This window comes from Herpetosiphon gulosus (assembly GCF_039545135.1).
GTDB classification, from domain to species: Bacteria; Chloroflexota; Chloroflexia; order Chloroflexales; family Herpetosiphonaceae; genus Herpetosiphon; species Herpetosiphon gulosus.
Genome location: NZ_BAABRU010000004.1, coordinates 341,586 through 367,975, shown reverse-complemented (window position 1 = coordinate 367,975; position 26,390 = coordinate 341,586). Strand labels below are relative to the sequence as shown.

Below are 26,390 nucleotides of genomic sequence, written 5' to 3'. Positions count from 1 at the left end.
CATGCAATGGATGGAGAATTGGCTCAGGAATTGAGGAATATGTCTGATCAATCACCACTCAGCGAGCGTGAAATCGAGGTCTTGCGTCAGCTAGCGCTGGGGGCAAGCAATAACGAAATTGCCAATACGCTGGTTATCAGCCCCAACACAGTCAAGGTGCATATTCGCAATATCTACGCCAAGTTGGGGGTGTTATCACGGGCTGAGGCGACGCTTGAGGCTGTGCGGCGCGGCCTGATCGAGGGTTTGAATACTCCAAATCCAGTGCCAGAACCTGAGAGCATTCCTGAGAGCGAATCGCCAGTGATTATTCCAATTGATGAGCCGATTGTACCCGAACCAATTCAAATAACTAGTACAACTCAGCCAATCACAACCCCAGCGCCCGATCCGATTACGCCAGTGATCACCCAACCCACCAATCAGATCACAATTCCACGAGCCTATGCTTTGGCAATTTTGGGTGTGCTATTTGGGTTGATTGTGGCAGTGGTGGCAATTGGCTGGTTTGTGGTGCGCGGCAACATTACGCCAACCACCCAACCGGCAACAACGCTTGTGAGCAATGTGTGGCAACCACTGACCGCGCTGCCCGAGCCAACCTACCAACATGCTGGGGTTTTCCTAGCCGATAGTTTGATTGTGATTGGCGGCAACACCGATACTGGCGTGGTGGCGCATACCCGTCAATTGAATTTGGCGACGGGGGCGTGGCGTGAGCTGGCTGCCAAGCCAACCGCAGTTGCCTCCAGCGGCGCAGTGCAGATTGCTGGCCAAATTTATGTGCCAGGTGGCCGCGATAAAAATGGCGCTGCTAGCACTATTTTAGAGATTTTTGACTTGGCCCAAAATCGTTGGCAAACTGGCCCAGCCATGCCTGCCCCACGGGCCAATGCCATGATTGCCGCGATCGATGGCAAAGTTTATGTGTTTGGCGGTGAGAACGAGGGGATCATTGCTGATACCAGCTTTATTTATAGCCCTGATACCCAAAGCTGGAGCCAAGGCCCAACCATTCCATTGCCCTTGCGTGATGCAGCCATTGCCCAAAGTGGCGGCGATGTTGTGTTGATTGGCGGCCAAACTTCAACTGGCCCCAGCCTTGGAACCTGGCGTTTGCAAACTGGCACATGGCAAAAGTTAACCGATCTGCCAGCCCCACGGATCGATGCTGGCGCGGTTTATATCACCAATCAGATCTATTTGGTGGGTGGGGCTGAGGGCGATCAAGCGATTTTGGTGCTGCAAAATAACATCTGGAATGCAACCGATTTGCGCACCGGCCATGCTGTCAGCGAACACCTCGTGCTTTCAAACGCCCGTGATATTTATAGCATTGGTGGCTGGAATGGCACGAATGCGCTCGCTGAAACCCGTAGCTGGACTCCGATTACCAATATCTTTTTGCCAAGTGTGGGCAAGTAGCTACATGCCAAAACTCAAACGAGCTGCCAAAATATTAGGCAAGCCATGTTCAAGCATCAAGGTTTGAGTACGCCGAATATTGTAAGTTGTGCGATGGAAGCTGACCGTTTGTTGCTCATCGTCATAAATTGCCCAACCAGAGCGGGCATCACCATCGCGAGGCTGACCAACGCCACCAGCATTGATGATATAGCGCTTATCGGGTTGCAGCTTGAGCACCAATTGGTCAGTCGGAATCGTCGCCGTGCAATGATCGCCAAGCATATCAGCAGTAAAAATCACTGGCTGATGGGTATGGCCCACAAAGCAAATCGGTGTGCTAAAATGATCGAACGAATAGGTTGCCCCCACGGTATCGAGTAAATACTCCCAAACTGGGTCGCGTGGGCTACCGTGTGCCAAGGTAACCATATCGTTAACCTGTTGCATCGGGCTTAGGCTGAGCAAAAACTCGCGATGCTCTTCGGTTAATTGCAAACCATTCCATTCATTGGCAATCCGTGCATCACGATTAAAATTGGTCAAGGGAATTGTGCCAAGGCAACCAAGGTCGTGATTGCCGACCAACATCGCTTGCTGGCGTTCACGCATGAGCGCAACACATTCATTTGGTTGAGGCCCATAACCAACCGTATCACCCAAACACCAAACCGAATCGACCTCGCCTGCTGCTCCAAGAACAGCTTCCAGTGCGGCTAAGTTAGCATGAATATCAGCAAGAACCAGAACCCGCATGTGTTACCTTTCTGCAATCAAGCGCTGTTTCTGTGGCAAGGGTTGGTAGAGTATAATGGCGGTCAGAAGCCTTTGTTGAGCTTGAACGAGGAACGTCGTGGAACCAGTGCATCACTGCCCATATGTGGGCCTTAAACAAAATCGTGCGATTCGTTTCGCGAGTCCTACGCCGGAGCACCGCTGCTACATGACGGGTGAGGCTCACGACATCCCAGTGCCCCAAGCCTCGTTTTGTCTAAGCAGCAACCATGTGCGTTGCCCATTATATGCAGGTGAAGATCTGCCCGTTGCGCAGGTTGTCAGCACGCCTACGCCAGTTGCGGTGGGTGGTTGGCGTGGCTGGCTCGCTGGTTTATCAACTCGCGATCGCCGAATTTATGCCACCTTGGTGGGCCTACTTGGCTTAATTATTGTGGCCTATGCGATTAGCGGCGTTGTTTTATTTAGCAACCCCGATACTCCAGCCGTTCCTAGCGCTACCTCGCAAGTGCTTCAGCCAACATCTGATAGCCCAACATTAACGGTTTCACCATCACCAAATGCCTTTGCCACAGCAGCGGTTCGTCAAACTCAAACAGCCGAAGTTATTGCTCAAACCACTACCGTCACTCCCTCGGTCTCTGCTACGCCATCGGCTTCTGCAACCACTCAGGTGATTCTTGCATCGCCAACCTTTGTTATTGTACCGCCAACTGAAGATGTGATTGTCGCCTCTGCTACTCCTAGCATTCCGTTTGCCACCGATCTTCCCAGCTTGGAGCCAACGTTATCGCCAATTGCGACAACTGCCGTGCCAACGCTTGAACCAACCGTGGAACCGACCATTGAGCCAACTGTAGAACCAACGCTTGAGCCAACTGTAGAACCGACAGTTGAGCCAACTGTAGAACCAACGCCTGAACCAATCCCTGAGCCAACTGCTCAGCCAACCGAGGAAACTGGTGGTCGCGAGGTTAATCAATTAACATTGTTTTTTGCCGATAGCACTGGCCAAGTTTTGGTGCCAGTCTCGCGCCAGATTGCCGCAACTCGTCAGCCACGGACTGCTGCAATCCAACAGTTAATTCAAGGTGCACGCAGCGATTTACGTAGTTTGTTGCCCAGCGATACCCAATTACTTGGGCTACGCTTGAATAATGGCATTGCTACCGCTAATTTTAACCGTATCCCGACGTTTGGCAATTCAAGCCTAGAAGACTTGGGCTTGCGTTCGATTGTGTTGGCCTTGACTGAGCAACCAGAGATTACTCAGGTGCAAATTCAAGTCCAAGGCCAGAATTTGGGTGGCCTGCGCTATCGCCCTAATGTCAACCCCGATAATCCGCAGGGTTTAAATGGTCAGTTTAACACAACTTCGTTCTTGCCGTTATATTTTCAGCAAAGTTCTGGTCGTTGGGTGCGAGTGATGCGGCTTGTGCCAAGCACCAAAACCGAGGCGCGGGCCACTGTCGATGAGCTTATTCGCGGAGCTGGCCGCTATAGCCATGTTGTCAGTAGTGCCATCCCTAGTACCAGCCAAGTGCGGCGTTTAGTGATTGTCGATGGGGTTGTCCAGCTTGATCTTAGCGCTGAATTCAGCCAAACTAGCAATCCTCGCGCGGCGGTTGATGCCTTGGTATTGGCATTAACCTCGTTCAACAGCGTGCAACAGGTGCAGATTACGGTCGAAGGCCAATCGCTCAGCAGCATTTGGGGCGCTACCTTCAGCAATCCCTTCATTCGCCCGCAACTCAACCCTGAATAGCATTAATTGGGGATCGATTGTTGGGGATCGGGAGAAGGGCTATCGGCTATGGGCTTTTGGCTATTGGAATCGTTTGAAATCCCATAAGCTGCTCTGATAGCCTATAGCTTGTATGGTTTATTAGATTACCATTCCCTCACCCCCGGCCCCTCTCCCACTGCGGCGGGAGAGGGGTGTTCCACCCTTCATTATACGGTGGTTCCCCCTCGCCTCGCTCGGCGGGAGAGGGGGTCAGGGGGTGAGGGATAGATATCGTTGCTAATCCAATGCACCATTACAGATAGCCTATAGTCTCATCCCCTTCGTGCTCTTCGTGTCCTTCGTGGTTAAAAAACCTTGGTTTAGCTAGATTAGGAACTTCCATGGATTATGCTCATTTAATTGCCAAAGGCTTGACGGTGCGTGCCGAGCAAGTTACCGCCGCAATTCAATTATTCGATGCAGGCAATACCTTGCCGTTCGTCGCTCGTTATCGCAAAGAGCAAACTGGTGGCTTGGATGAAGAGCAATTACGCAGCATTCAAAGTCAAATTGCCCGTTTACGTGAGCTTGATGAACGGCGCGAGGCAATTTTAAGTGCCCTGCGCGAGCAAGGCAATTTGAGCGATGAATTAGCTCAAGCCTTGGCCGCTGCCACTGATAAAACCACCCTCGAAGATTTGTATGCACCTTTCAAGCCCAAACGGCGTACTCGCGCTAGCATTGCCCGCGAACGTGGCCTCGAAGGCTTGGCGGAAATTATCCAAATGCAGCCGAACGATCCGATTGATACCACCGCTCGGCAGTTTCTCAACGAACAGATTGCCAGCATTGAAGAGGCCTTGGCGGGAGCACGCGATATTGTGGCCGAGCAGATCAGCGATCATCCTGAGGTGCGCCGCCAAACTCGTGAACGGGCTTTGCGTTGGGGCGTGGTTCGCAGCGAGTTAATCGCCGATGCCGAGGATAGCAAGGGCGTATATCAAACCTACTATCAATTTGAGAGCACCGCTAGCCGCCTCAAGCCTTACCAAGTGTTGGCGCTCAATCGCGGCGAAACCGAACATATTTTGCGTTTTAAAATTCAGATGGATCAACGTGATTGGTTTGATGTGGTTGCCAAATATTTCCCGCTTGATCAACGTTCAGCGTGGGCCGAGCAACTGCGTTTGGCGATTCACGATGGCGCTGAGCGTTTGCTCTTGCCAGCCATCGAGCGCGATGTGCGCCGCGCCTTGACTGAGCAAGCTGAAAGCCATGCGATCACCGTCTTTGCCAAGAATGTGCATTCGTTGCTGTTGCAAGCGCCAATCGCTAACAATGTGGTGCTGGGGCTTGATCCAGGCTATCGCACTGGTTGCAAAGTGGCGATCATCGGCCAAACTGGCAATGTGCTCACCACCGCCACGATCTACCCGCACAGTGGCGCAGCAGCGCGTGAACGGGCGTTTCAAGAATTGCAAACATTGATCAAACGCTATGCGGTGAGTTTGATTGCAATTGGCAATGGCACGGCTTCACGCGAAACTGAGCAATTGGTCGCCGATGTGATTCGCCAACAAACTGGCTTGCACTATTTGATTGTCAGCGAAGCTGGAGCCAGTGTTTACAGCGCTAGCAGCCTTGCTCGCAGCGAATTGCCAGATCTCGATGTGAGCCTGCGTGGCGCGGTTTCGATTGCGCGGCGGGTGCAAGACCCCTTGGCCGAGTTGGTCAAAATCGAGCCAAAAGCGATTGGCGTGGGCATGTATCAACACGATGTTGATCAATCGGCCTTGGGCAATGCGCTTGATGGCGTGGTTGAGAGCGCGGTCAATAACGTTGGGGTTGATGTCAATACCGCTTCGCCTGCGCTTTTACGCTATGTTGCAGGGATTGGCCCCAAGCTTTCGGCCCAAATTGTGAGCCATCGCGAGGAACATGGCCCCTTTCGTTCACGCCAAGCACTCAAAAAAGTTAAAGGGCTGGGGCCAAAAGCCTTTGAGCAAGCCGCCGGATTTTTGCGGATTCGCGATGGTGATGAAGCCTTGGATGCCAGCGCAATTCACCCCGAAAGTTATACGGTTACCCGTAATTTGCTAGCCAAGCTGAATATCAATGCCAAAACAGGCCGTAACGAACGGATCAAACGCTTGGAAGATTTGAAAAATCAGCCATTGCATAGCCTTGCGGCGGAATTGGGCACAGGCGTGCCAACTCTAAGCGATATTATCGATCAACTGCTGCGGCCAGGTCGCGACCCACGCGAGGATGTGCCAGCGCCGATTTTGCGCAGCGATGTGCTGGCTTTTGAAGATTTACAGCCAGGCATGCAACTCAAAGGCACGGTGCGCAACGTCGTCGATTGGGGTGCGTTCATCGATTTGGGGGTTAAGCACGATGGCTTATTGCACAGTTCGCAAATTCCCCGTGGCCTGAGTTTGAGTGTTGGCGATATTGTTGATGTCAGCATTCAATCGATCGACCCAGATCGCAAACGGATCGCGCTGGTTTTGGCGCAATAAGGCTCAGCCTGCGGTACAATAGACGGCGGCGCTGGCTCGATCTAGCGCTTTAAGATTTGCTTTATCAACAAAAGAGGTAGCTTGTGAGCACGACTCCTATTAGCGATTTTTTGCGCCATAACTTTCGCCACTTCAACGCGGCAGCCATGATCGATGCCAGCGATGCCTATGTGCGCCATCTTGAAAACAACGGCAAAATGATGATTACCCTTGCTGGTGCGATGAGCACCGCCGAATTGGGAATCTCGTTGGCTGAAATGATTCGCCAAGATAAAGTGCAAATTATTTCGTGTACCGGAGCCAACCTCGAAGAAGATTTATTCAACTTAGTGGCTCACGATTACTACGAACGTGTGCCGCATTATCGCGATTTAACTCCCGATGATGAAGCAGCGCTGTTGGCTCGCCATATGAATCGGGTCACCGACACCTGTATTCCTGAAGAAGAAGCCATGCGCCGCTTGGAACGGGCCTTGGTTGATGAATGGACTGCGGCGGATGCAGCAGGCGAACGCTATTTCCCTCACGAATTTCTGTATCGGATTTTGCGCAAAGGCGTTTTAGAAGAATATTTCCAAATCGATATTAAGGATTCGTGGATGTACGCCGCAATGGAGAAAAATCTGCCAATTATCGTGCCAGGCTGGGAAGATTCAACAACTGGCAATATGTTTGCAGCTCACTGTATCCAAGGCGAAATCAAGAATGTGCACACGGTGCGGACTGGGATCGAATACATGGCCTATTTGGCCGAATGGTATATCGAAACCAGCAAAACCCATTCAATTGGCTTCTATCAAATTGGCGGCGGCATCGCTGGCGACTTCCCAATTTGTGTTGTGCCAATGTTGCACCAAGATATGCAGATGGGCAACGTGCCAGTTTGGGGCTATTTCTGCCAAATCAGCGATTCAACCACTAGCTATGGCTCATACTCAGGCGCAGTGCCCAACGAAAAAATCACCTGGGGCAAATTAGAACCAACCACACCTAAATTTATCGTCGAATCTGATGCCTCAATTGTTGCACCATTGATGTTTGCCTTGATTTTGGGGCAATAAGCACGAGGGATCAGGGTTCAGAGGCTAGGGGTCAGTTAAGTTTGATCCGCGAAGAACGCGAAGAGCGCGAAGCTTTAACGCAGAGGCGCAGAGCATGAGGGCTATTGGCTCTTGACTATCAGAGATTTCTTGAAATGGCAACAATTGTTCCGATCGCCTATAGCCATGAAACTATAGCCATGCTCTGCGCCTCTGTGTTACTGCTGGCCCCTGATTCCTGAAACCTAGCCCCTAACCTCAACTTCGTGCTTCTTCGTGCCCTTCGTGGATCAAATTTGGCCCCTCAGCCTAAATCCCCCTCGTTAGTAGCCTAAAATTTCCAATCATACATACATAGCCATGGATCGATATTTGCTTGTTCGATCGAGGTGATAGTGATCGTTGGCAAGATAACCATTATGCTTGGGGCGAATCGTCTCTGGCGTGTTGGCAATGTCAAATCGAAAGCTCTCACCGTTGCCAACATAGTGCCAAGTGCCTGCAATTTGCGAGGCAGTGGTTGATGTGCCCCAAAGAAAATAGTTGGGGAAATTGTGGCGTAAATTTATCCTTGGAATGGTTGATGTTAGCCTAGACCAACCAGTAACTACTGTTAGCGCAATGTTAAAAAGTAGCTTAAAGAATATTTTCTAGGAACGTTCAACATTACCAAAACGTTCTACTTACAACGAACCAAGTTGGGTAAATTAGTTGGTTAACTTGAAATTGTACTCTAAAACCATAGTCCTTCTGGTTGAGAAAACGTTTCCAACCATCAGGGGAGTCAAGGTGAATAGCACTCACGAAAGGGTAGTAGTAAACAAATGAGCATGGTGATTGAAACCCAAACATATACAATTAAAATTTCGCCCAATACCGCTGAGCATAGCATCTCGATTGTGCGCTCGGATGGAATTGAGGCTACCTGTTATCAACTCAACGAGGTTATTACGGTTGTTGAAGTGCTGGGTGGGCGTGGCTGGTGGCAGCAACATCAAACCCAAGTTCGCAGCCTACTCGAGGCATGCTTTGGGGAAACAGTCTGTTAAACCCCAATCAATAGATCAACAGGGCGGATGTTGCATCCGCCCTGTTTTTGTTTAACTAGCTTAATTCGCCGTTGGCATAGCGTGCGCGTAGCACTTTTTTATCAAACTTGCCCACGCTGGTTTTGGGAATTTCGCTCAAGAAGACAACTCGTTCAGGCAACCAGAATTTAGCCACCAACGGCTCGAGATACTCCAAAAGTTCGTTTGGCTCAACCTCGCCTGCATCTTTGGTCAGCACCACACAAGCCAACGGGCGCTCACTCCAACGCTCATCGGGAATCGCAATCACCGCCGCCTCGGTGACCTTGGCATGGCCCATCAAGGCATTTTCCAGTTCAACCGATGAGATCCATTCGCCGCCGCTCTTGACCAAATCTTTGGTACGATCGGTAATGCCCAAATAGCCTTCGTGGTTGATTGTAGCCACGTCGCCAGTGCGGAACCAGCCATCGGCGGTAAAATGCTCAGCGGTTGGCTCAACTTTGTAATAGCCAGCAGTCACCCATGGGCCACGCGCCTGTAACTCGCCGACAGTCGTTCCATCCCACGGCAATTCCTCGCCAGCATCATTGACGATCCGCAATTCAACGCCACCGATTGGATAGCCCTGTTTAGCGCGCAAATCCCAGCGTTCGTGGTCACTTAGCTGGCGATGTTGGGGTTGTAGGCTTGAAATTGTGCCCAAGGGCGAAAGCTCGGTCATGCCCCACGCATGCAGCACTGGCACGCCAAAATCACGTTCGTAGGCTTCGATCAAGCCGCGTGGCATGGCTGCACCGCCAACTGCCAAACAGCGCACATGCGAAAAATCACGAGGATTGGCGCGTAATTCTTGGTACATCGCCGTCCAAATTGTGGGCACACCAGCAGGGAAAGTAATTTTCTCGTCGGCAATCAAATCGGCCAAGGCGACTGGATTCAAGTGCAAGCCTGGCATGATCAAATCTGCGCCAGCGAACATGGCTGAGTAGGGCAAGCCCCACGCCATCGCATGAAACTGAGGCACGACGGGCATTACAATATCATCGGGGGTAAAGGCCAAGGCCGTGGCTTGATTTTCGCCCATCGTGTGCAAATAGAGCGACCGATGGCTATATAACACGCCTTTAGGATTGCCAGTTGTGCCGCTGGTGTAGCACAGACCCATTGCTTGGCGTTCATCAGTTACAGGCCATTCGAATTCAGCTTCGACTTGCGCCATCAAATCTTCGTAATGCAAAACGTTTGGGAAGGGTGTTTCGATGCCAGGTTGGGCATTGATCAAAACGATGGTTTCGACCGCAGGAATATTATCGGCAAGCTTGGAGAACAACGGCAACAAGGTTGCATCAACAAAAATCACCTTATCTTCGGCATGATTGATGATATAGGCCAATTGCTCGGTTGAAAGCCGAATATTTAAGGTATGACAGACAGCACCAGCACAAGGAATTGCATAGTAGAGTTCAAGATGTTGGTAGTTGTTCCATGCAAACGTGCCGACGCGATCACCTTGGTTGATGCCAAGTTTGTGTAGGACATTGCCTAAGCGCTTCACACGGTGGTAGAGATCGGCGAACGAATAGCGGTGGAGTGAGCCATCAGGTTGCTTAGTTGTCACGCGTTTGTGGGGGTAGAGCTTATAAGCGTGGTCGAGCAACCGATCAACGGTCAGCGGATAGTCCATCATCAGGCCACGTAGCATTGCAATGCCTCCTTGCACTCCAAAACGGGGGCTAGCTCTCAGCTATAAATTTGTGCCATCATACCATAGAGCATAGAAAGGATGAAGGATGAAGGATGAAGGATGAAGGATGAAATTTAACGCAGCGGCGCAGAGGGTGAGGCTATAAGCTGATGGCTATGGGCTAGCGGAGCGTGGTTAAAATCCTAACACTGGTTCCGCTAGCCAAACGTTAATAGTCTGGAGACACATGCTTTGTGGGCTTCGTGCCCTTCGTTGAGCAAAGACAACCTTCCAATCGCCAAGAGCCTCGAGTCCTTCTGCGTTAAATTGGGTTGCTCAGGTTAATCAAAGGCTCCAGCGTCGAGCAATTGTTGCAATTGATTGACGACCAAGGCCAATAAGGGTTGTTGAATGCTGGCTGGTTCGTGGGTTCGCTGTAGTTGCACAACTGGAGCCGCCGTGCGTCGTGCCAATCCAGCAGTGCGTTGATCGTCGGCAAGTAAGATTGTGTTGCCCAGTTCGTCGGCGGTTAGGGCTGGCAAACCTGCCGCCAAGGCGTGGGCTTCAGGCAAATTGCTAATGCCCAGCACCACCCCAATATTACAGCGATTAAAGGCTAAACCTCGTTCGACCGCATCAGTATAATCCAAGGCTACCACAAACATTGCAGCGTTGGGTTGGAGAAATGCTTGGCGCACGCTAGCAAAATCGCCTTTGGGAATATGCACAACCTGTTGCCAACCAGCCGCAGTTAATCCTTGGGCAATCTGTTCTGCTGCTACTTCGGCCCCAATTCCCCCAATGGCGATTAATGGCACGCTGCGAATCTGCTCCCATGGCGGGTTAATTGCAAAGCCAAGGCTGAGTTGAGCCGGATCAAACTGCCAGCCACCGCTGCCTGTACCGATTTGTAACATGCCATCGCCAACCGCAATCACTGGCAGCACCCGTCCTTGCGCTTCGGCCCGTAATTGCAATAACGGCAGCACTGGATCGATCCGCATGCGCTGGCGGCGCAGATCAAACAAGGCATCATCGTGATTCCAATCTTCGTCTTGGCGTTCGGCGGCCAACATATCTTCGACCGCATGCTGCAAAATGGCCGCGCCAAGTTGGGGATGATTGCAGGTAAAACTCAAGCTTAATTGCCATTGATCGTCAACTGGCTCGATTTTCATGCGCAAATAGCCGATGATCAAACCAACTGCTTGGGCCCAGGTTTTGAGTTGCCGCCCGAGTTCATCGCGCAGATCGTGGCTCGCCTGCAAGGTTGCAGCAACTCCAGCCTGAGGGTAATAGATATTTGGGCCTTCTAAAACGCGAACATGTTCGATAGTGATTGCCATGAATTAATTGCTCCAAGCCTTGACCCATTGCTTATTTGCTTGGGTCGGGCTGTCTTCTAGGGTATTGCGATCACGACTTTGCCGAATTGCTCGGCTGATTCAAGATAGCGTTGAGCTGTCTGAATTTCGCTGAGTGGAAACACCTTATCGATCAATGGTTGAAACCGACGTTCCCAAAACATCAAGCGCATAATCGTGTTAAATTCACGATTATTGGCCATGGTTGAGCCAATCAGGTTAAATTGTCGCCAAAAAAGTTTACGAATATCGATATTGACGATTGGGCCTGTAGTTGCGCCATAGGTTACAACTGTGCCACCTTTGGCGCAACTACGCAACGAGCTTTCCCAAGTGGCCGCACCCACATTCTCTAATACTACATCAACCCCGCGCTTGTTGGTTTGTTTCCAAATTTCGCGGCCCCAATCACCATCTGATCGTACCACGTAATCGGCTCCTAATGCTTTGGCTCGCGCTAGTTTTTCGGGTGAGCGTGAAGCAGCATACACCGTGGCTCCAGCATAGCGAGCAATTTGAATTGCAGCACTTGCTACGCCGCCACCAGCGCCCAAAATCAGCACACTTTGGCCAGCCCGCAACTGAGCTTGACCAATCAAAGCACGCCAAGCGGTCATCCAAACCAGCGGCACGGCGGCAGCTTGCTCAAACGCATAATCAGCAGGAATGGCGTAGAGATTGCGGGCTGGCACGGCGATATATTGAGCCAAACCACCAGTTTGGTGCTCGCCGATTACCCCATAACGATCGCATAAGGTTTCTTCGCCAGCGATGCAATATTCGCAGGTGCCACACCACATATTAGGATTGACGACCACGCGCTGGCCTTCGCTCCAACCAGTTACGCCCTCGCCGATTGCCGCAATTTCGCCAGCAATATCGCAGCCACCAATATGCGGCATGCTTAAGTTTAGGCCAGGTAAGCCCTCGCGCACAAACAGATCAAGATGGTTTAGGGCAGCGGCCCGTACACGCACCAAAACTTCATCTGGCCCAGCCACTGGTTCAGCTAGATCGCCATATTCTAAAACCTCTAGCCCACCGTGTTGGCGAAAAAATCCTGCCTTCATCATAGCGTTCAAGCCTCCTTGCTCAAAACAATGGCTATAGTGTAATGGATGTTGGCAGGATTTTTTTGATCTATGAAGTGTGGGAAGGAATAAGGCTATAGGCTATTTGTAATGGTTTATTGGGTTAGCAATGATCGTCTTCCCTCACCCCCTGACCCCCTCTCCCGCACGCGAGGCGAGGGGGAACCGCTTCAGGAGTCTCCCCTCGCCCGCCGTCGTGGGAGAGGGGCTGGGGGTGAGGGATAACCTTTACACTTAGCCAATAGCCTATTATGTTCTATGCTCGATGTTCTATATTCAAATTGATATCGGCAGGCGTGAGATACAACTGAGCTTTGCCTTGGCTCAGACTAGCAATCGCTTCTTGGCGGCGTAAAATATTGAAAATTGCCAATTTTTCGCTGAGCGGTAATTCGGTTCCTAGACCTTGGATAAAGGCGTGTACGCGCTCGGCCTCGGCTAAACCTTGAGTTTCAGCTTCGGCTTGGGCGATACGGCGTTGCAATTCAAGCAAACGGCTACGGGTTTCTTGGGCGACGATCTCGCCTTCAAGCTGTTTGACCTTGATTTCGTTCTCGCTCTCTTGTTTTTGCAGCCGATTGAGTCGATTGGTGGTTTCTTGAATAATTTCTTGCAGCACGCGCTGGGTATTGGCATCTTTGCACGTGATCGAGCGCACTTCGACCGAGTGTAATTTCACGCCACGTTCAGCATAGAAACCATCTTCGGGCACGATCACGGCATCACGCACGATGCTATTGAAATTAGCTAAAAAGCGTTCAAGGCTGGTTTGCGAAACTGCTTGGATAATTGCACTACGAGCGTGAGCGCAAATATCGCCCGGGGCATCATCAGTGCTAACAATCATGGCCTCAACATCGGCCAACTGCCAGAAAAAGGTAATATCGATCATAATTTCGACATTATCTTGGGTACGGGCCTCGAAGGCATACCACATAAATTTTGGTCGAATATCCAAATGAGTAATGATCAAATTACGTTTATCTTTGTGCAAGCCCGACGACCAGCGAAAGGTCACCAAATCGGTGTAAGGTTCGAGGAAGAAGGAGCGATCGCGTTGACTGCCACGCCGAAACTGATAGCGCCCATCACGATCCTTAATCACCACAACTTCATGATTTTCGAGCAAAATGCGCTGGCGATGCTCGATTACCTCTTGCTCAGCGGTAGGAATAAACACTTGTGGTGTGGTAATCAGGTTTAATTGACCGTCAGTGGTGCTGCGTACCAACACCGCGTGATGTTCATCGATATTATAGCCAGCCTCGATAGTGCCAATTTGAGTTTCGTTGGGCTGGAGATAAATGCTTTGTTCGCCGCGCTCAACCCGCAATTGCCCTGTACTGCGATCTAAAATTCGCACATATTGGTTTTTCTTGAGCGGCAACGCTTGTTGAGTTGTGCCAATTTCTTCGTAGGCAGTTGGAAAGAGCAGTTGGGGGCCGCGCTCAAGCCGTTCTTGGCCAGTTAGCGAATCGGTTACATAGACATATTCGGTTGGCCCAAGCACCAACCCACTGCGCCGCGTGATTCGCTCGAATGGTTGGGCAGTGTAGCGGCGTGGCCCATTGACCGTCCAGCGGCGACTCAGACTCTCAACCAATAATTGCTCATCGGCCTGAACGTAGTAGATCCAAGGAATAATCATGGTGTCCTCCACTGCGATGCTAAGGCTAGCATACACCGTGGCCGTGACAAATGCTATGACATTTAAAACAAGGATGAGGGATGAATTATGAAGGATGAATGGGAGCAGCCAGCGATTAGGGGTCAGAGGTCAGTTGATTGAAACCTCATCAAATAGTCAGGCTGCTTCCTAATAGCCTAATCCCTGACCCCTGACCCCTTGGTTAAAAATCTGGCTCCAAAAAGAGCACTAGCGGAAAGCCCATATCGCGGGCGCGGCTTTGGGCGCTGTAGACGCGGGCGCTAGCCTCTTTGAAGGGTAAAATTGTGACTAAAGCATGGCCTTTGACATGGGCTTCGATCATAATCCTTTTGGCTTGTTCAAACGATTGCTCGAAGACTTTTTCCAAAACCCAGACGACCACTTCCATGGGCGTGATATCATCATTTTGCAAAATAACCCGATAGGGCTTTTCCAGTTCCTCATCGCTGAGCGTGATAAAATCTAGCTCGACATCAGTTGTTGTTTGTGGTTCGGCGGTTGCGACATCCCGTCGTGTATTCATTGGTTGGTTGACCTCACTTTTTGGAGACATGATAGCATGACCAAGCGACTCTCACCACAATTATTAATTTATGGCTATGCCCAAGGGATCTTTCCTATGGATGAGGATGGGCAGATCTATTGGTACGATCCTGATCCACGGGCGATCATTCCACTTGACGAACGGTTTCATGTATCTAATTCCTTGCAGCGCACAATTCGCCGCCAAACCTTTGAAATTCGTTTTGATACCGCCTTTCGTGCAACGATGCAGGCTTGTGCTGAACGCGATGAAACCTGGATTAGCCAAGAATTTATTGAAATGTATAGTCAATTGCATGCTGGTGGTTTAGCCCATAGTGTCGAGGCTTGGCAGGATGGTGAGATGGTTGGGGGGTTGTATGGGGTGGGTTTGGCGGGTTTGTTTGCTGGCGAAAGTATGTGGAGCAAAGCTCGTGATGCCAGCAAAGTGGCTTTGGTGGCGTTGGTCGAACGCTTGCGGGCGGGTGGCTTTCAACTACTTGATACCCAATTTATCACGCCGCATTTAGCAACATTTGGAGCCTACGAAATTCCACGAGCTGAATATAAACAATTGTTGGCCAAGGCTTTGCAATGCAGCGCAACCTTTTGATCTGATTGCGCTGCACGTTGCAATTTAATTGCGAAACCAATCGGCCATGGCTTTAACGCCTTGTTCAATTGGAGTTGCCTCAAGCCCAAACGTTTTGGTAAAGGCGCTGCTATCCATAATAAAGGGCGCTTGCCACTCATACAGCATCTCGACGGTTTCGGCTAATTCTTTGATAAAGCGCCCAAGCAGCCAAACCATGGCAGTATTGACGGTGCGATAGCCGACTGGCTGGCCCAAAACCTTGGCTAAAATTGCCACAAACTCCTGTTGGGTTAGTGCGGCAGGGCTGGGGGCATGCCACGGTCGGCCTAAACCACGCTCATCAGTGCCAAGTAATGCCAAGGTTGCACCAATATCATTGACATAACTAAAGCTATGCGGAACATCGGCTTTGCCGAGCAAATTAACTTTTTTGCCTTGCAAGGCTGGCTTAACCACCTGATCTCCCATTAATTGATATTCGGGGCCGTAGAAATTTGAGGCTCGCACGCTGGTTGCGCGAATCTTGCCTGCACGATGGGCGGCAAACAGTTGCTCACTCATCTGTGCTCGCAATTTGCCCTTGCGGGTATGGGCGGCAAAAGGTGTATTTTCAGTCATTGGTTGGCCGTTGCTGCGCCCATAGCCATATAAATTTTCCATCACCACCAACTTGGCCTTACTTTGGGCTACACCCTCGATCACCGCTGTTTGCATTGCTGGAAATTTGCTCGTCCATTCGTAATAAGCTGGTTGGGCACATTGGTAAACGCTGGTGGCGGCCTGCGCTTGTTGGGCGACGAAGTCTTGATCATAAATATCGCCAGCTAGCACCTCAACGCTTTCGGGCAGATGGCTGGCCTTGCCGGAACGATTGATCATGCGCACTTGTTTGCCCGCACTGACCAAACAGCGAGCGGTTGCCTTACCAATTGGGCCTGTGCCAAAAATAACGTGTAATTCACTTGTCATAATGCTTCCTTGCTGATTTTTGGCAACAGCAAACTAAGCCTGGTTGCTAAGGCTCGTTGATTGTGCTGGCCAAATTGAATTAAGTTAGATCGTCAAAACCAAACGTATGCAGCATTTCTATGACGCGATGGCGATAGAAAGCGTCGGCATTGCCAACATTCGAGCTAAGATGTCCATACAATTCCAACATAATCAGGCCATGAATTTGCGTCCAAAGGGTCATAATCAGGTACATCGACTCTAAGGACACAGGATAGCCATGTTCGACAATCATGGCATTCATATGCTCAGCACAAAATGCTGGAATGCGAAAATCCTTGAGGCTTGATTCGCCAGCTTTGATCGCGAGATCAGCCAAGCGAACTGGCGTAATAAAGGTGCGAACCACCGCTGGTACGGTAATTTCGCGTGGCGCGTTATAGCCAGGAATTGGATTGCCATAGATCAATTGAAAGTCGATCGGATGGTCGAAGGCCCATTGGCGATAGGCCTCAAAGACCATCAACAAACGCCCAGCCTTGGTTTTTGTGCGCGATTTAAGCCCAACCGCATCTAAGGTATCGGCCAAACTATTAAAACTATCGGCAATCAAGGTTGTAATCAGGTCTTCCAAATTAGCAAAATAGTGGTACAAGGCTGGTGGGCTAACCGATAGAACTTTGGCAATCCCACGAATCGATAAGCCGGCTGTGCCATGTTGTGCCATTAGTTGGCGGGCCGCTTGCTTAATGTGAATGATCGTTTCATCGTTGAGTGCTTGATTACGGGTTCGCGCCATTTCAAAACCTCAATAGATTTACACTGTAAATCTATAAATGAATTTACACTGTAAACTGAATTGTGTCAAGGATGAAAAAAGACCAATCGTGGCAAAGCCAGATCGGTCTCAGTGTAGCATTGGCTGGGGCTTGGTTGAAAATTAGGCCACGCGTTCGCTGAGAGTTTCGCTAAAGTTCGCCACGATGGATTGCGCCAGTCCAACGTTGGAGCAGCAAGAAGGTCAGTCGATCAAATTGCTCATCGATAGCTGGAAAGCGTTGGGTGATGCTGCGCATGGCACTATTGAGGGTTTTGAGATAGCGTACCGCATATTTCCAACGGGTTTGCGGCACGCCCATCCAGCGAGCAACCTCATCACCTGCGAGATGATGAATTAATGCTGGAACCATGCCATCGAAAAAGCGACCTGGTAATAGCCCAGTGTGCATTGCTAGCAGCGCTTGAGTCAATTCGCGCCCCTCATCAGACGGGCCATGCTGACGATTAGAAATGCTATAGGCCAGATCTTCGGCTTCAGCCATCGAGCGTGGTAAGCTCGTCGGATCAATCCCGATCAATTCGCCAATCACACACCAAGTATACAAAAAATCTTCGGCAGCTTGAGCGGCTATGCGATAGCCCAATTGCTCCAAGCCCCAAATAACGCCATACGAAAACACCATCAGCGTTCCCAGCATATCTTCTTGGCAAATCGGTACACCAAGCTCAGCGCTCTTCCATTGGCCAGCGTGAGCAATTTGATAACGCACAGCGGCGTGCATTAGGCGCACTTTTTGAATCACCTGCAAGCCCGCCCCGTTGGTTTGGAGCGCCTGCGGCTGTAATACCGTCATCAAAAAATGGCCCGATTCAGTGACTCGGCGATAAGGTTCCGCCTGCAAGCGTTGGGTTTGGGTCAGCACTTTGACCCCTTTTTGGGCGGCATAACAGCCAATCAAGGCTGCGGTTGAGAGTACCACCGTGATTGCCATGCCGTAGCGAGCGAAAAATGCTGCGCCATTATTGATCCGTTGCCAATCGATTGACCCATGCGGGCTACAATGGTGTTCAAGCCAATCAAACAAAACAGGGGGTAAATCGCGGGGTAAAGGCTGATCGTTTTTGGTGATTTGACGTAACACTTGGCTGACCCGCGCTAAATCGCCATTACTGGCCAATTGTTCAATCAAGCGATCGGCGGCAGGGTCGCCAATTGGGCGCAACGATTCAAGATAGGGCTGGGTGTAACGCATACTTCCCCTTTCGCTTCTGCAACGCTCAGTACTATGCCAATTCTACAGGCTACGAAAACTGATTTGCATAGAAAGGGTGTAACGTTCAGGGCTAAAGGATCTATGCTTGGCTAGTATCATAGTTTTGTTTGCAAGCCCTTGCAAGCGCCTTAAGTCCTATCCTTGATTAACCTTTATTAAGTAATAGGCTTTTACGAAGGTCGGCTGGATAGCTAGGAGTTTGGCATGCCCTCGCCCCCTAGACCTTATAAGAGCCGATTCTTACCAATAATTGGGTGGGATTTCCCATCGATTGGCATGCCCTCACCCCCTCACCCCCTCTCCCGCCCAGCGAGGCGAGGGGGAACCCTCCCATCATGAACGGTGAACGCCCCTCGCCCACCGCAGTGGGCGAGGGGTTAGGGGTGAGGGAACGTCAGCTATCCTTTGAAAGGTTGAGGTGAGGGGTGAGGGCAAAAATTATTGTGCTAGCACCTGATGGCAAACATTGCAAACCAATTGCTCTTTATGCTGTACCAAACTGGCTTGGCGGCCACAGGTTTGGCAATGGGGCAATTGAATCATCGGCTCGAATAAGGGCGAGATCGCAATTAAATGTGGTTGTTGTTTGCTGCCAATATGCAGCACTGGCGTTTGAATTGTTGCTACGCTGACAGTTTCGGCTGCCAACGATAAGGCATAACGATATTCTTGCTCATCGAGTAGGCGTTTACGTTCTTCTTCGAGGGCATATTGCTTGTTGGATTCGCCCTCTTTGGCTCCCAGTGCTAGGCCCGAATCTTCTTCGAGCGCATCGTAAAAGGCGTTGATCCGCGCTTTTTCGACTGCCAGTAGTTGGGCCAGTTGGGCTTCGTGCAGCGCTTTTTGCGGGTAGAGCAAGCGCTCAAGCCAGCGGCGGGCATGGTGCAATGCCACATTCACATGCTCATCGGTTAGGCCAGTTGAGGGCAACGGCGTGAGTTGATCGCGCAAATTGGTGATGTCGGTGATCGTTGGCCAAACTTGGCCAGTTTCATAATCGACACAACAGGCCACCATTTTTTCCTCAATCACCTCGCGTTCAAAGCGAATGCGAAAGGTAATTCGCAATACAATATGTTGTTGCAACCCGCTCAGTTGCAAGCTTGGGCCTTGAATTAATTGAGCTTCCTGCACATCGGCCAGCAATGATGCTTGATCGGGATACCATTCCAAGCGAGCGCGATGGGTTGGCCGCCCACGTGAGCGCAGTTGCTCGGCTAAGCGCAAGGTTAACGATGAGTTCGGCGAAAGTAATTGAAGATCAGGATCGAGCGCCGCCACCTGCTTATCGGTTGTTACCAAAACCGTTTCTTTGCCAAAAACCCGCGCCAAACTCCCGGGGATCGTCAGCGTCCAAGTGGTTGGGCTGGTTTGTTCAACCCCAATATGTAAATCCGCCGCTGCTCGGCGCAAAAAATCTTCCATAGTTTTCCATTTCAGCGTATTGGGCAATCTATCAGCATCATGCTATTTTACCATGCCCAAAAGTTTGCTATACTTGCCTTCAACCTTAATATCTTTTACCTGTGTGGGGAGCCTATGCGTCTGATCAAACCATTCATCCTCCTGATGGTGTTGGCAGCTTTTTGTCTGCCAAGCGCCTCCGCCAACACCCCCGACCGCCTCGCGAGCAAAGCCGATTCAGCCCTGCTGGCAAAGCTGAATGCAGGCCAACAAGTACCAACGTTGGTGCTATTGCAAGCCCAAGTCGATACCAACTTTGCTGATCGTTTGGCAAGCAAAGAAGCCAAAGGTGCGGCAGTCGTTGCTGCCCTTCGTCAACAAGCCCAACGCGATCAAACCCCGTTGCTCGCCGAACTTAGCAACCGTGGTATTCGATCAGAGGGCTTTCTCTCGGTTAATGCCTTGTATGCGACACTTGATTTAGCTAGTGCTCAATGGCTGGCCGAGCAAGCCAGTGTTAAGCAATTGATTGAAGATTCGATTGTGGTCAAGGTCGAAAAACCAGTTGCCGAAACCAATCCAGCACCACAAACAGTCAATACCACGACATGGGGTGTTGATTATGTGAAAGCGCCTCAAGTTTGGGCTAAAGGCATTACTGGCCAAGGGATTGTGATTGCAGGCGAAGATACTGGCGTGCGCTGGACTCACGCTGCATTGAAGAATAAATATCGCGGCTGGGATGGCGCAAATGCTAGCCACGATTACAACTGGTACGACGGCATTCGCACCTCGTTAGGTGGCAGCAACCCCTGTGGGATTGCGATCAATGCACCTTGTGATGATAACTCGCATGGAACTCACACCGTTGGTACGGTTGTGGGCGATAACGGCACAGGCGAACAAATTGGGGTTGCACCTGGCGCAAAATGGATCGCCTGCCGTAACATGGATGCTGGCAATGGTACGCCTGCAACCTACATTCGCTGTATCGACTGGATGCTGGCTCCATTCCCCGCTGCTGGCACTAGTGCTCAAGGCGACCCCAGCAAAGCACCACACGTTGTCAACAACTCGTGGGGTTGTCCAGACACAGAAGGTTGTACCAATACGCCTTCTGACGGGATTCAAACTTCAGTTCAAAATGTGACCAATGCTGGGATTATGTTTGTGGCTTCAGCTGGGAATGATGGTAGCAGCTGTGCTACTATCACCACGCCAGTCGCGATCTACCCTGAAAGCTTTGTGGTTGGCTCACATACCTCAAGTGGCGCAATTTCTGGGTTTAGCAGCCGCGGTCCTGCTACCAATAATGGTGCTAGCCGGATTGGCCCAGATATTTCTGCGCCTGGTTCGAGCGTTCGCTCGGCAACCAATGGTAGTGATAGTACCTATGGTTCAAGCTCAGGCACGAGTATGGCTAGCCCACACGTGGTTGGGGTCGTGGCCTTGTTATGGTCGGCTCGCCCAGAACTACAAGGCCAAGTTGATCTAACTCGCGCAATCTTGCAAGAAACCGCTACCCCAGCGCCTTCAACCCAAACCTGTGGTGGCGTTGCTGGCACAAGCATTCCTAACAACACCTTTGGCCATGGCTATGTTAATGCTTTGACTGCCATTGCCCCAACCTTGCAAGGCAGCATCACGGTTGATGGCACGGCGGCAACCTCAGCAACCATTCGCTTGGAAAATAGCGTTGGTGTAGTTGAATTCGGCAAAACCACTGGGGTTTATAGCACCAGCTTGCCAGCAGGCCTCTACACCGCAACCGTGACGGTGCCAAATGAAACGCCAATGACCCGCCAAGTAACGATTGTCAAAGGTCAAGTTGCCACTGAAGACTTTGAATTTGGTGGTGGTACAGTCAGCGGGAATGCAACCCTCAATGGCACTGGCCGCGCTGGCGTAAGCATCACTGCCAACCCAGGCAATTTCACAACCGAAACCGATGCTAACGGCGATTATAGTTTGGATTTACCAGCCGGAACCTTTACGATTTCTAGCGAATTTATGGCTTTGGAAACCCAAGTGGCAACGGTAACCGTAGTGCTCAATCAGACCATCATCCAAGACTTTGATTTCGCGACGACCCAAACCGTCAATATTCAAAACTTCCGCTTTAGCCCTAGCCCAATTACGGTTACTTTGGGAACGAGCATCTTGTGGCGTAACCTTGATGCTTCAACTCACACGACAACTCGCAGCCAAACACCGTTCGTTTGGGATTCAGGCAACCTCAGCCAGAACCAAGATTATGCAGTAACCTTCGATCAAGTTGGCACCTTCAGCTATGTTTGTAGCTTGCATGGTAATATGCAAGGCACAGTTGTGGTAACTCCACCACTGCAAAAAACCTATCTGCCTTGGACAACTAAATAACCTATCGCCTATTCAATGGTACTATGGCACAGTCTGGACAACAGGCTGTGTCATTGTTTTAGCTCGCTTTTTGGAAGCCGCATGCAGCAACATTCTCGTTTAAAGCTTGGTTTGGCGTGGCTGGGTTTGGTTATGCTTTATAGCCTGACGCTCACCCAAATTCATACCTTCGATGCCTACTCCTACGCGACGGCGGTGCAAGCCAAGCCATGGCGCGAATCGTTTCATCCTCATCATCTATTCTATGGGCCGCTTGGCGAGATTGTCTATTGGCTCAGCCAAGGTTTGGGCTATCACGGCATGGCATTTGGGCCGTTGCAAATGCTGAATGTGCTGGCTGGAGCCAGCGGCGTGATCATGTGGTGGCGTTTGCTTCAGCGTTTGACCAACCAGCCTTGGCTGGCAACTAGCGGCAGTGTGTTGGTTGGCGGAGCCTATGCTTGGTGGTATTACGCAGTTGAGGTCGAGGTCTATACCTTGGCGGGCTTGTTTTTAATTATCGCTACTGGCTTGTTGCTTCGACTGGCTCAAACGCCCCAAACGTTGAGCAATTGGCGCTGGCTTGGGCTAGCCCATAGCGCGGCAATTCTATTTCATCAAACTAATGTGCTCTGGCTTGTGCCTGTGCTGGTGGTTTGGCTGAGCGCTGCATGGGGTACTACCGCTTGGAAACAACGCTGGCAGGCATTTTTGCACTATGCCATGGTTGGGTTGCTAGTAGTTGGCGGTAGCTATGCTGTGGTGATGTTTGGCTTGAGTGGCTTCCGCACATGGCCACAAGTGCAACAGTGGCTGTTTGAATATGCCAACACTGGTTTGTGGGGCACAACTAATGCTAACACCTTTGCCAATTTGCTCAACGGCTGGCAGCATACGATCCACGCTTGGATGGGTGGCGTGGTTTTGCTAGCCAGCTGTGGCTTAATCGCTTGGCGTTGGCGTTTGATTTGGCGACAATCACAAACATTGGTGGTATTGGCTGCAACCTGGCTTATCAGTTATAGCCTATTTTTTGGCTGGTGGGAACCCGATAATATTGAATTTTGGATTGCTTGCTTGCCGCCGTGGGCTTTATTGATCACGCTTAGTTTACATACGATCAATCTACCGCAGCGCCGTTGGTGGCAGCCAGCCCTAAGTTGGGCCTTGGTTGGCATGAGTTTAAGCAATGGCTGGCAAATTTATGCCAATGGCGATGCTGCCAACGATCAAGATCGCCGAATAATCACTGAATTAGCCAAGACTGGCACGCCCAATGATTTTTATTTCGTGCCGAATGGCTTGCAAGCCTTGTATGCCGAATATGAATTTGAGCGCCCAAACAGCCTACCACTCAGCGTTAGCCCTGGCGATTGGCAGCATGGTTGCTTGGAAATTAGTGCCAAAATCGTCGATACCACCAGTGCTGGCTATACGGTTTGGCTTGATCAACAGGCAATCGAGCCTAGCCCAATTTTGCTCGAACGCTATGGGCTAGAGCAATCAGCAGTTGCCGCATGTTTTGCCCCGTTTTTAGCCCAAGCTCAGCCAATAACCCTGACCCATGCCAGTTATCTCAAGCTCGACCCGATTCCTCAAGGCTTGCCCGATTGGCACTGGCAGCATTGGAGTTTGGGCTGGCGCGAGAATTTTATTACTGCCAGCACTTGGGGCGCTGGCTGGAGATTTATCCCTCAGCAAGACCCGCATTTGCTTAGCCCACGGATTAATCTGGAGAGCAGCCAATGGCGCAAGCTTGAAATTACCATGGCCAGCACACTGCCAAATCAACATAGTCAACTGTATTGGATGGCTCCTGGCGAGGGTGCAACTGAAGATCATTCGGTCTCATGGGATGTGATTGGCGATGGAGCGCTGCATACCTACACCCTTGATCTCAGCCAAATAGCAACATGGCAAGGCCCAATCGGCATGTTGCGACTTGATCCAGTCGTAACGGGTGCTGAGCAGCAAACCGTCACGATTCAGCGCCTACGGCTGCTGCCCTAAGCCGATTGGCGAGTGTGTTAAAATAGCCCTAACTTTTTTGGATGCTATGGCGAGGAACTAGCGATGATTACCGCATTTGTGCATATTCAAACTGAACCAAGCGCTGCCAACGGCGTAGCGGCGGGCTTAACCGCAATTGAAGGTGTGGCTGAGGTCTATTCGGTCACTGGCGAATGGGATATTATCGCGATTGTGCGTTTGGCCGATTATGATCAGCTCGCCAAAACTGTGCCCGACCAAATTGGCAGCCTCAAGGGCATTGTGCGCACCTCAACCGTCTTGGCTTTTCGCTCATTCACTAAAGAAGAAATCGCCGCCACTTGGGATATTGGCCTATCATAGAAGGAACCAACGATGAAACGTACACTGGTGCAAATTATTTTGGCTATTCTGGCCTTGTTGTTTGTTGGCATGCTCTTTAAGGGCTTATTTAAGCTTTTAATTATTGGCTTTATTATTTATTTGGGTTTTACGGCATTTCGGTTACTCGGCAAACAGCGGGCAGGATAAATCGATGTCGCAAGCCTTAGCCCAAGCAGTGATTACCGCCCTTGCCCAACGTCAATGGACGCTGGCAACCGCCGAATCGTGTACTGGCGGGTTGTTGGGCGATTGGCTGACCAACATTGCTGGTAGTTCGGTGGTCTATTTGGGCGGAATTATTGCCTATGCCAATAGCGCCAAGCAAACGTTGCTGCATGTACCAACTTCAACCTTGGCGACCGTTGGCGCGGTGAGTGCTGAAACGGCCTTGGACATGGCTCAAGGTACGGCTCAAGCCTTGGGCGCAACAGTTGGACTAAGCACGACTGGTATTGCTGGTCCAGGTGGCGGTAGCCCTGAAAAGCCAGTCGGCTTAGTCTATTTGGGGTTGCACTTGCCCAACCAAAGCTTGGTCGAGCAGCATATTTGGCCCTACGATCGGCTAGGCAATAAACAGGCTTCAGCCAAGCGTGCCCTCGAATGGCTGCTTGAACAGCTTGGCTCAGCCTAATTTTGGGCAATCGGCAGGAAACTGTTGGCAATGGGGGGTATCGCCTGGAATACGATGGCGATATTTGACCACCAACTTGTAGACGCTATCTTGAATGTGGCGAATCCCCCAAAGTTGGTAAAAGCCTAAGGCCAAACGCTTGCCCGTGGCGATGCTCAGCGCTGCATTAACCGCCCCAGCGCCGCGCCATAATTTGCCCTCGCTGGTTTGCATCCAAGCTGCTTGCTCACATTGAGCGTAGCTCAAACCAACCGATTCAGGTACGCCAGGTTTTTGAAATGGCTCAATCCGAATTCGTTGTTGGCGATCGAGGTGTTTGATCCAACGGGCGGCACGCGTGCAAAAATCGCAGGTTCCATCAAAAATTAACAAGGCTTGCGACATAGGAGTCTCCTAATGGCTTTTCGCTCGTTTTGGGGGAGACGCTGGCATGCTTGGACACCCAATCAGGCCGAAATTCAGCCAATTGAGGCTGGCGTGCGGCTCGCCCTGCATCAGCATGATCGCATGGTTTACAGCGATGCGCAATTGGATGATTATGTTGAAAACGGCTTGGGCTGGCATGCTCCAGTGCGTTTGCAACTCGAAGCGCGGTTTTGTGGCGATCCTCAGGATTTTGTGGGTACAGCAGGCTTTGGCTGGTGGAATGACCCGGCTGGCACGGGCTTGCGGCGTTTGCGGCTACCTCAAGCATTATGGTTTTTCTATGCGAGCACTGCTAGCCAACTTGAATTAACTGCCAACGGCGCGAATAACGGCTGGCTGGCGATGAGCTTTGTACCGCGCTTGGGCTGGTGTTTGGGCTTGTTGCCACTGGCTCCCTTGGCCTTGGTGCTGAGCCAAAACACTTGGTTCCGCCAACGCTGTTGCTTGCCGTTGGTGCAACTGGCTTTGGGCGTGCGTAGCCAGCCAATCCAACTCACTTGGAATACATGGCAGCAATATCAAATCGATTGGTATGCTGATCGGGTGGAATTTTGGCTTGATCAGCAATTGGTACTCAAAACCGCCAGCTTGCCAACCAGCAATTTAGGTTTAATTGTATGGCTCGACAACCAATATGCCCAAGTTTCGCCACGTGGACTTTTACGTGGTGGTATACTTTCTCATTCAAATCAGGCCTTAGAGATTCGTCATTTAATAATTTATGACCTAACAGCACCTGCACTCTAGCATGCTTGACAGCCTCAGGTGGACTTTTACAATAGCCAGATATTGTTTATTGCCCCTGGAGGAACC

At 50.8% G+C, this 26,390-nt stretch carries 24 protein-coding genes; 12 read left to right on the top strand and 12 right to left on the bottom strand.

Going from position 1 to position 26,390, the window contains the following annotated elements; translation table 11 throughout:
* Positions 1-39 precede the first annotated feature (39 nt).
* Positions 40-1,425, top strand: coding sequence for a Kelch repeat-containing protein (locus ABEB26_RS07475; protein ID WP_345721340.1), 1,386 nt, complete (start codon positions 40-42; stop codon positions 1,423-1,425).
* Here the strand turns inward: ABEB26_RS07475 and ABEB26_RS07470 are convergent, their stop codons facing one another.
* Complete coding sequence (locus ABEB26_RS07470; protein WP_012190876.1) at positions 1,426-2,160, bottom strand: metallophosphoesterase family protein; 735 nt, start codon at positions 2,158-2,160, stop codon at positions 1,426-1,428.
* 250 nt (positions 2,161-2,410) lie between these two features.
* Here ABEB26_RS07470 and ABEB26_RS07465 point away from each other — a divergent pair, with 250 nt between their 5' ends.
* From ABEB26_RS07465 to ABEB26_RS07455, 3 genes are all read left to right on the top strand, one after another.
* Entirely contained in the window at positions 2,411-3,904 is a 1,494-nt protein-coding gene (locus ABEB26_RS07465; protein ID WP_345721339.1) for a GerMN domain-containing protein, read from the top strand.
* 362 nt (positions 3,905-4,266) lie between these two features.
* Positions 4,267-6,387 (top strand): Tex family protein, encoded by a 2,121-nt coding sequence (locus ABEB26_RS07460; protein ID WP_345721338.1) that lies wholly within the window; start codon positions 4,267-4,269, stop codon positions 6,385-6,387.
* Positions 6,388-6,470: 83 nt separating this feature from the next.
* Complete coding sequence (locus ABEB26_RS07455; RefSeq protein ID WP_345721337.1) at positions 6,471-7,448, top strand: deoxyhypusine synthase family protein; 978 nt, start codon at positions 6,471-6,473, stop codon at positions 7,446-7,448.
* A 323-nt stretch (positions 7,449-7,771) separates the two neighbouring features.
* Here the strand turns inward: ABEB26_RS07455 and ABEB26_RS07450 are convergent, their stop codons facing one another.
* The gene (locus tag ABEB26_RS07450) at positions 7,772-7,996 is read right to left on the bottom strand and encodes a family 1 glycosylhydrolase (RefSeq protein WP_345721385.1); all 225 of its coding nucleotides are present in this window, start codon (positions 7,994-7,996) and stop codon (positions 7,772-7,774) included.
* Positions 7,997-8,251: 255 nt separating this feature from the next.
* On the opposite strand from ABEB26_RS07450, the gene ABEB26_RS07445 reads away from it, so the two are divergent.
* Entirely contained in the window at positions 8,252-8,476 is a 225-nt protein-coding gene (locus ABEB26_RS07445; RefSeq protein ID WP_345721336.1) for a hypothetical protein, read from the top strand.
* 55 nt (positions 8,477-8,531) lie between these two features.
* Here ABEB26_RS07445 and ABEB26_RS07440 read toward each other — a convergent pair whose 3' ends face one another.
* From ABEB26_RS07440 to ABEB26_RS07420, 5 genes are all read right to left on the bottom strand, one after another.
* Positions 8,532-10,160, bottom strand: a complete 1,629-nt coding sequence (locus ABEB26_RS07440; protein WP_345721335.1) for a long-chain fatty acid--CoA ligase — start codon at positions 10,158-10,160, stop codon at positions 8,532-8,534.
* Positions 10,161-10,483: 323 nt separating this feature from the next.
* Positions 10,484-11,488: a DUF4938 domain-containing protein gene (locus tag ABEB26_RS07435; RefSeq protein ID WP_345721334.1), complete on the bottom strand. Its 1,005-nt coding sequence runs from the start codon at positions 11,486-11,488 to the stop codon at positions 10,484-10,486.
* 56 nt (positions 11,489-11,544) lie between these two features.
* Entirely contained in the window at positions 11,545-12,579 is a 1,035-nt protein-coding gene (locus tag ABEB26_RS07430) for a zinc-binding dehydrogenase (protein WP_345721333.1), read from the bottom strand.
* Positions 12,580-12,853: 274 nt separating this feature from the next.
* Positions 12,854-14,245, bottom strand: a complete 1,392-nt coding sequence (locus ABEB26_RS07425) for an SPFH domain-containing protein (RefSeq protein WP_345721332.1) — start codon at positions 14,243-14,245, stop codon at positions 12,854-12,856.
* Positions 14,246-14,447: 202 nt separating this feature from the next.
* Positions 14,448-14,789, bottom strand: a complete 342-nt coding sequence (locus ABEB26_RS07420; protein ID WP_012190738.1) for an ATP-dependent Clp protease adaptor ClpS — start codon at positions 14,787-14,789, stop codon at positions 14,448-14,450.
* Positions 14,790-14,825: 36 nt separating this feature from the next.
* On the opposite strand from ABEB26_RS07420, the gene aat reads away from it, so the two are divergent.
* Positions 14,826-15,401 (top strand): leucyl/phenylalanyl-tRNA--protein transferase, encoded by a 576-nt coding sequence (gene aat, locus ABEB26_RS07415; RefSeq protein ID WP_345721331.1) that lies wholly within the window; start codon positions 14,826-14,828, stop codon positions 15,399-15,401.
* Between the two features lie 24 nt (positions 15,402-15,425).
* Here the strand turns inward: aat and ABEB26_RS07410 are convergent, their stop codons facing one another.
* The 4 genes from ABEB26_RS07410 to ABEB26_RS07395 all read right to left on the bottom strand — a co-directional run bounded on the left by ABEB26_RS07410 (position 15,426) and on the right by ABEB26_RS07395 (position 19,810).
* Entirely contained in the window at positions 15,426-16,352 is a 927-nt protein-coding gene (locus tag ABEB26_RS07410) for an NAD-dependent epimerase/dehydratase family protein (protein ID WP_345721330.1), read from the bottom strand.
* Between the two features lie 79 nt (positions 16,353-16,431).
* Positions 16,432-17,130 carry a TetR/AcrR family transcriptional regulator gene (locus tag ABEB26_RS07405; protein WP_345721329.1) on the bottom strand — a complete coding sequence of 233 codons (699 nt, stop codon included), beginning with the start codon at positions 17,128-17,130 and terminating at the stop codon, positions 16,432-16,434.
* Between the two features lie 169 nt (positions 17,131-17,299).
* A complete protein-coding gene (locus tag ABEB26_RS07400; RefSeq protein ID WP_345721328.1) occupies positions 17,300-18,364 on the bottom strand; it encodes an oxygenase MpaB family protein in 1,065 nt (354 codons plus the stop codon).
* Between the two features lie 459 nt (positions 18,365-18,823).
* The gene (locus ABEB26_RS07395; RefSeq protein ID WP_345721327.1) at positions 18,824-19,810 is read right to left on the bottom strand and encodes a hypothetical protein; all 987 of its coding nucleotides are present in this window, start codon (positions 19,808-19,810) and stop codon (positions 18,824-18,826) included.
* Between the two features lie 114 nt (positions 19,811-19,924).
* Here ABEB26_RS07395 and ABEB26_RS07390 point away from each other — a divergent pair, with 114 nt between their 5' ends.
* From ABEB26_RS07390 to ABEB26_RS07370, 5 genes are all read left to right on the top strand, one after another.
* Entirely contained in the window at positions 19,925-22,168 is a 2,244-nt protein-coding gene (locus tag ABEB26_RS07390; protein WP_345721326.1) for a S8 family serine peptidase, read from the top strand.
* Between the two features lie 81 nt (positions 22,169-22,249).
* Positions 22,250-24,157 (top strand): hypothetical protein, encoded by a 1,908-nt coding sequence (locus ABEB26_RS07385; protein WP_345721325.1) that lies wholly within the window; start codon positions 22,250-22,252, stop codon positions 24,155-24,157.
* Positions 24,158-24,220: 63 nt separating this feature from the next.
* Positions 24,221-24,499: an Lrp/AsnC family transcriptional regulator gene (locus ABEB26_RS07380; RefSeq protein WP_012190730.1), complete on the top strand. Its 279-nt coding sequence runs from the start codon at positions 24,221-24,223 to the stop codon at positions 24,497-24,499.
* Between the two features lie 12 nt (positions 24,500-24,511).
* A complete protein-coding gene (locus ABEB26_RS07375; protein WP_345721324.1) occupies positions 24,512-24,667 on the top strand; it encodes a hypothetical protein in 156 nt (51 codons plus the stop codon).
* A gap of 4 nt (positions 24,668-24,671) precedes the next feature.
* Complete coding sequence (locus ABEB26_RS07370; RefSeq protein WP_345721323.1) at positions 24,672-25,151, top strand: CinA family protein; 480 nt, start codon at positions 24,672-24,674, stop codon at positions 25,149-25,151.
* On the opposite strand, the gene ABEB26_RS07365 is transcribed toward ABEB26_RS07370, so the two are convergent.
* Positions 25,143-25,535 (bottom strand): thiol-disulfide oxidoreductase DCC family protein, encoded by a 393-nt coding sequence (locus tag ABEB26_RS07365; protein ID WP_345721322.1) that lies wholly within the window; start codon positions 25,533-25,535, stop codon positions 25,143-25,145. The two genes, ABEB26_RS07370 and ABEB26_RS07365, sit on opposite strands and share 9 nt — an antisense overlap.
* A gap of 12 nt (positions 25,536-25,547) precedes the next feature.
* Between ABEB26_RS07365 and ABEB26_RS07360 the strand changes: the two genes are divergently transcribed.
* Positions 25,548-26,324, top strand: a complete 777-nt coding sequence (locus ABEB26_RS07360) for a hypothetical protein (protein ID WP_345721321.1) — start codon at positions 25,548-25,550, stop codon at positions 26,322-26,324.
* Positions 26,325-26,390 lie beyond the last annotated feature (66 nt).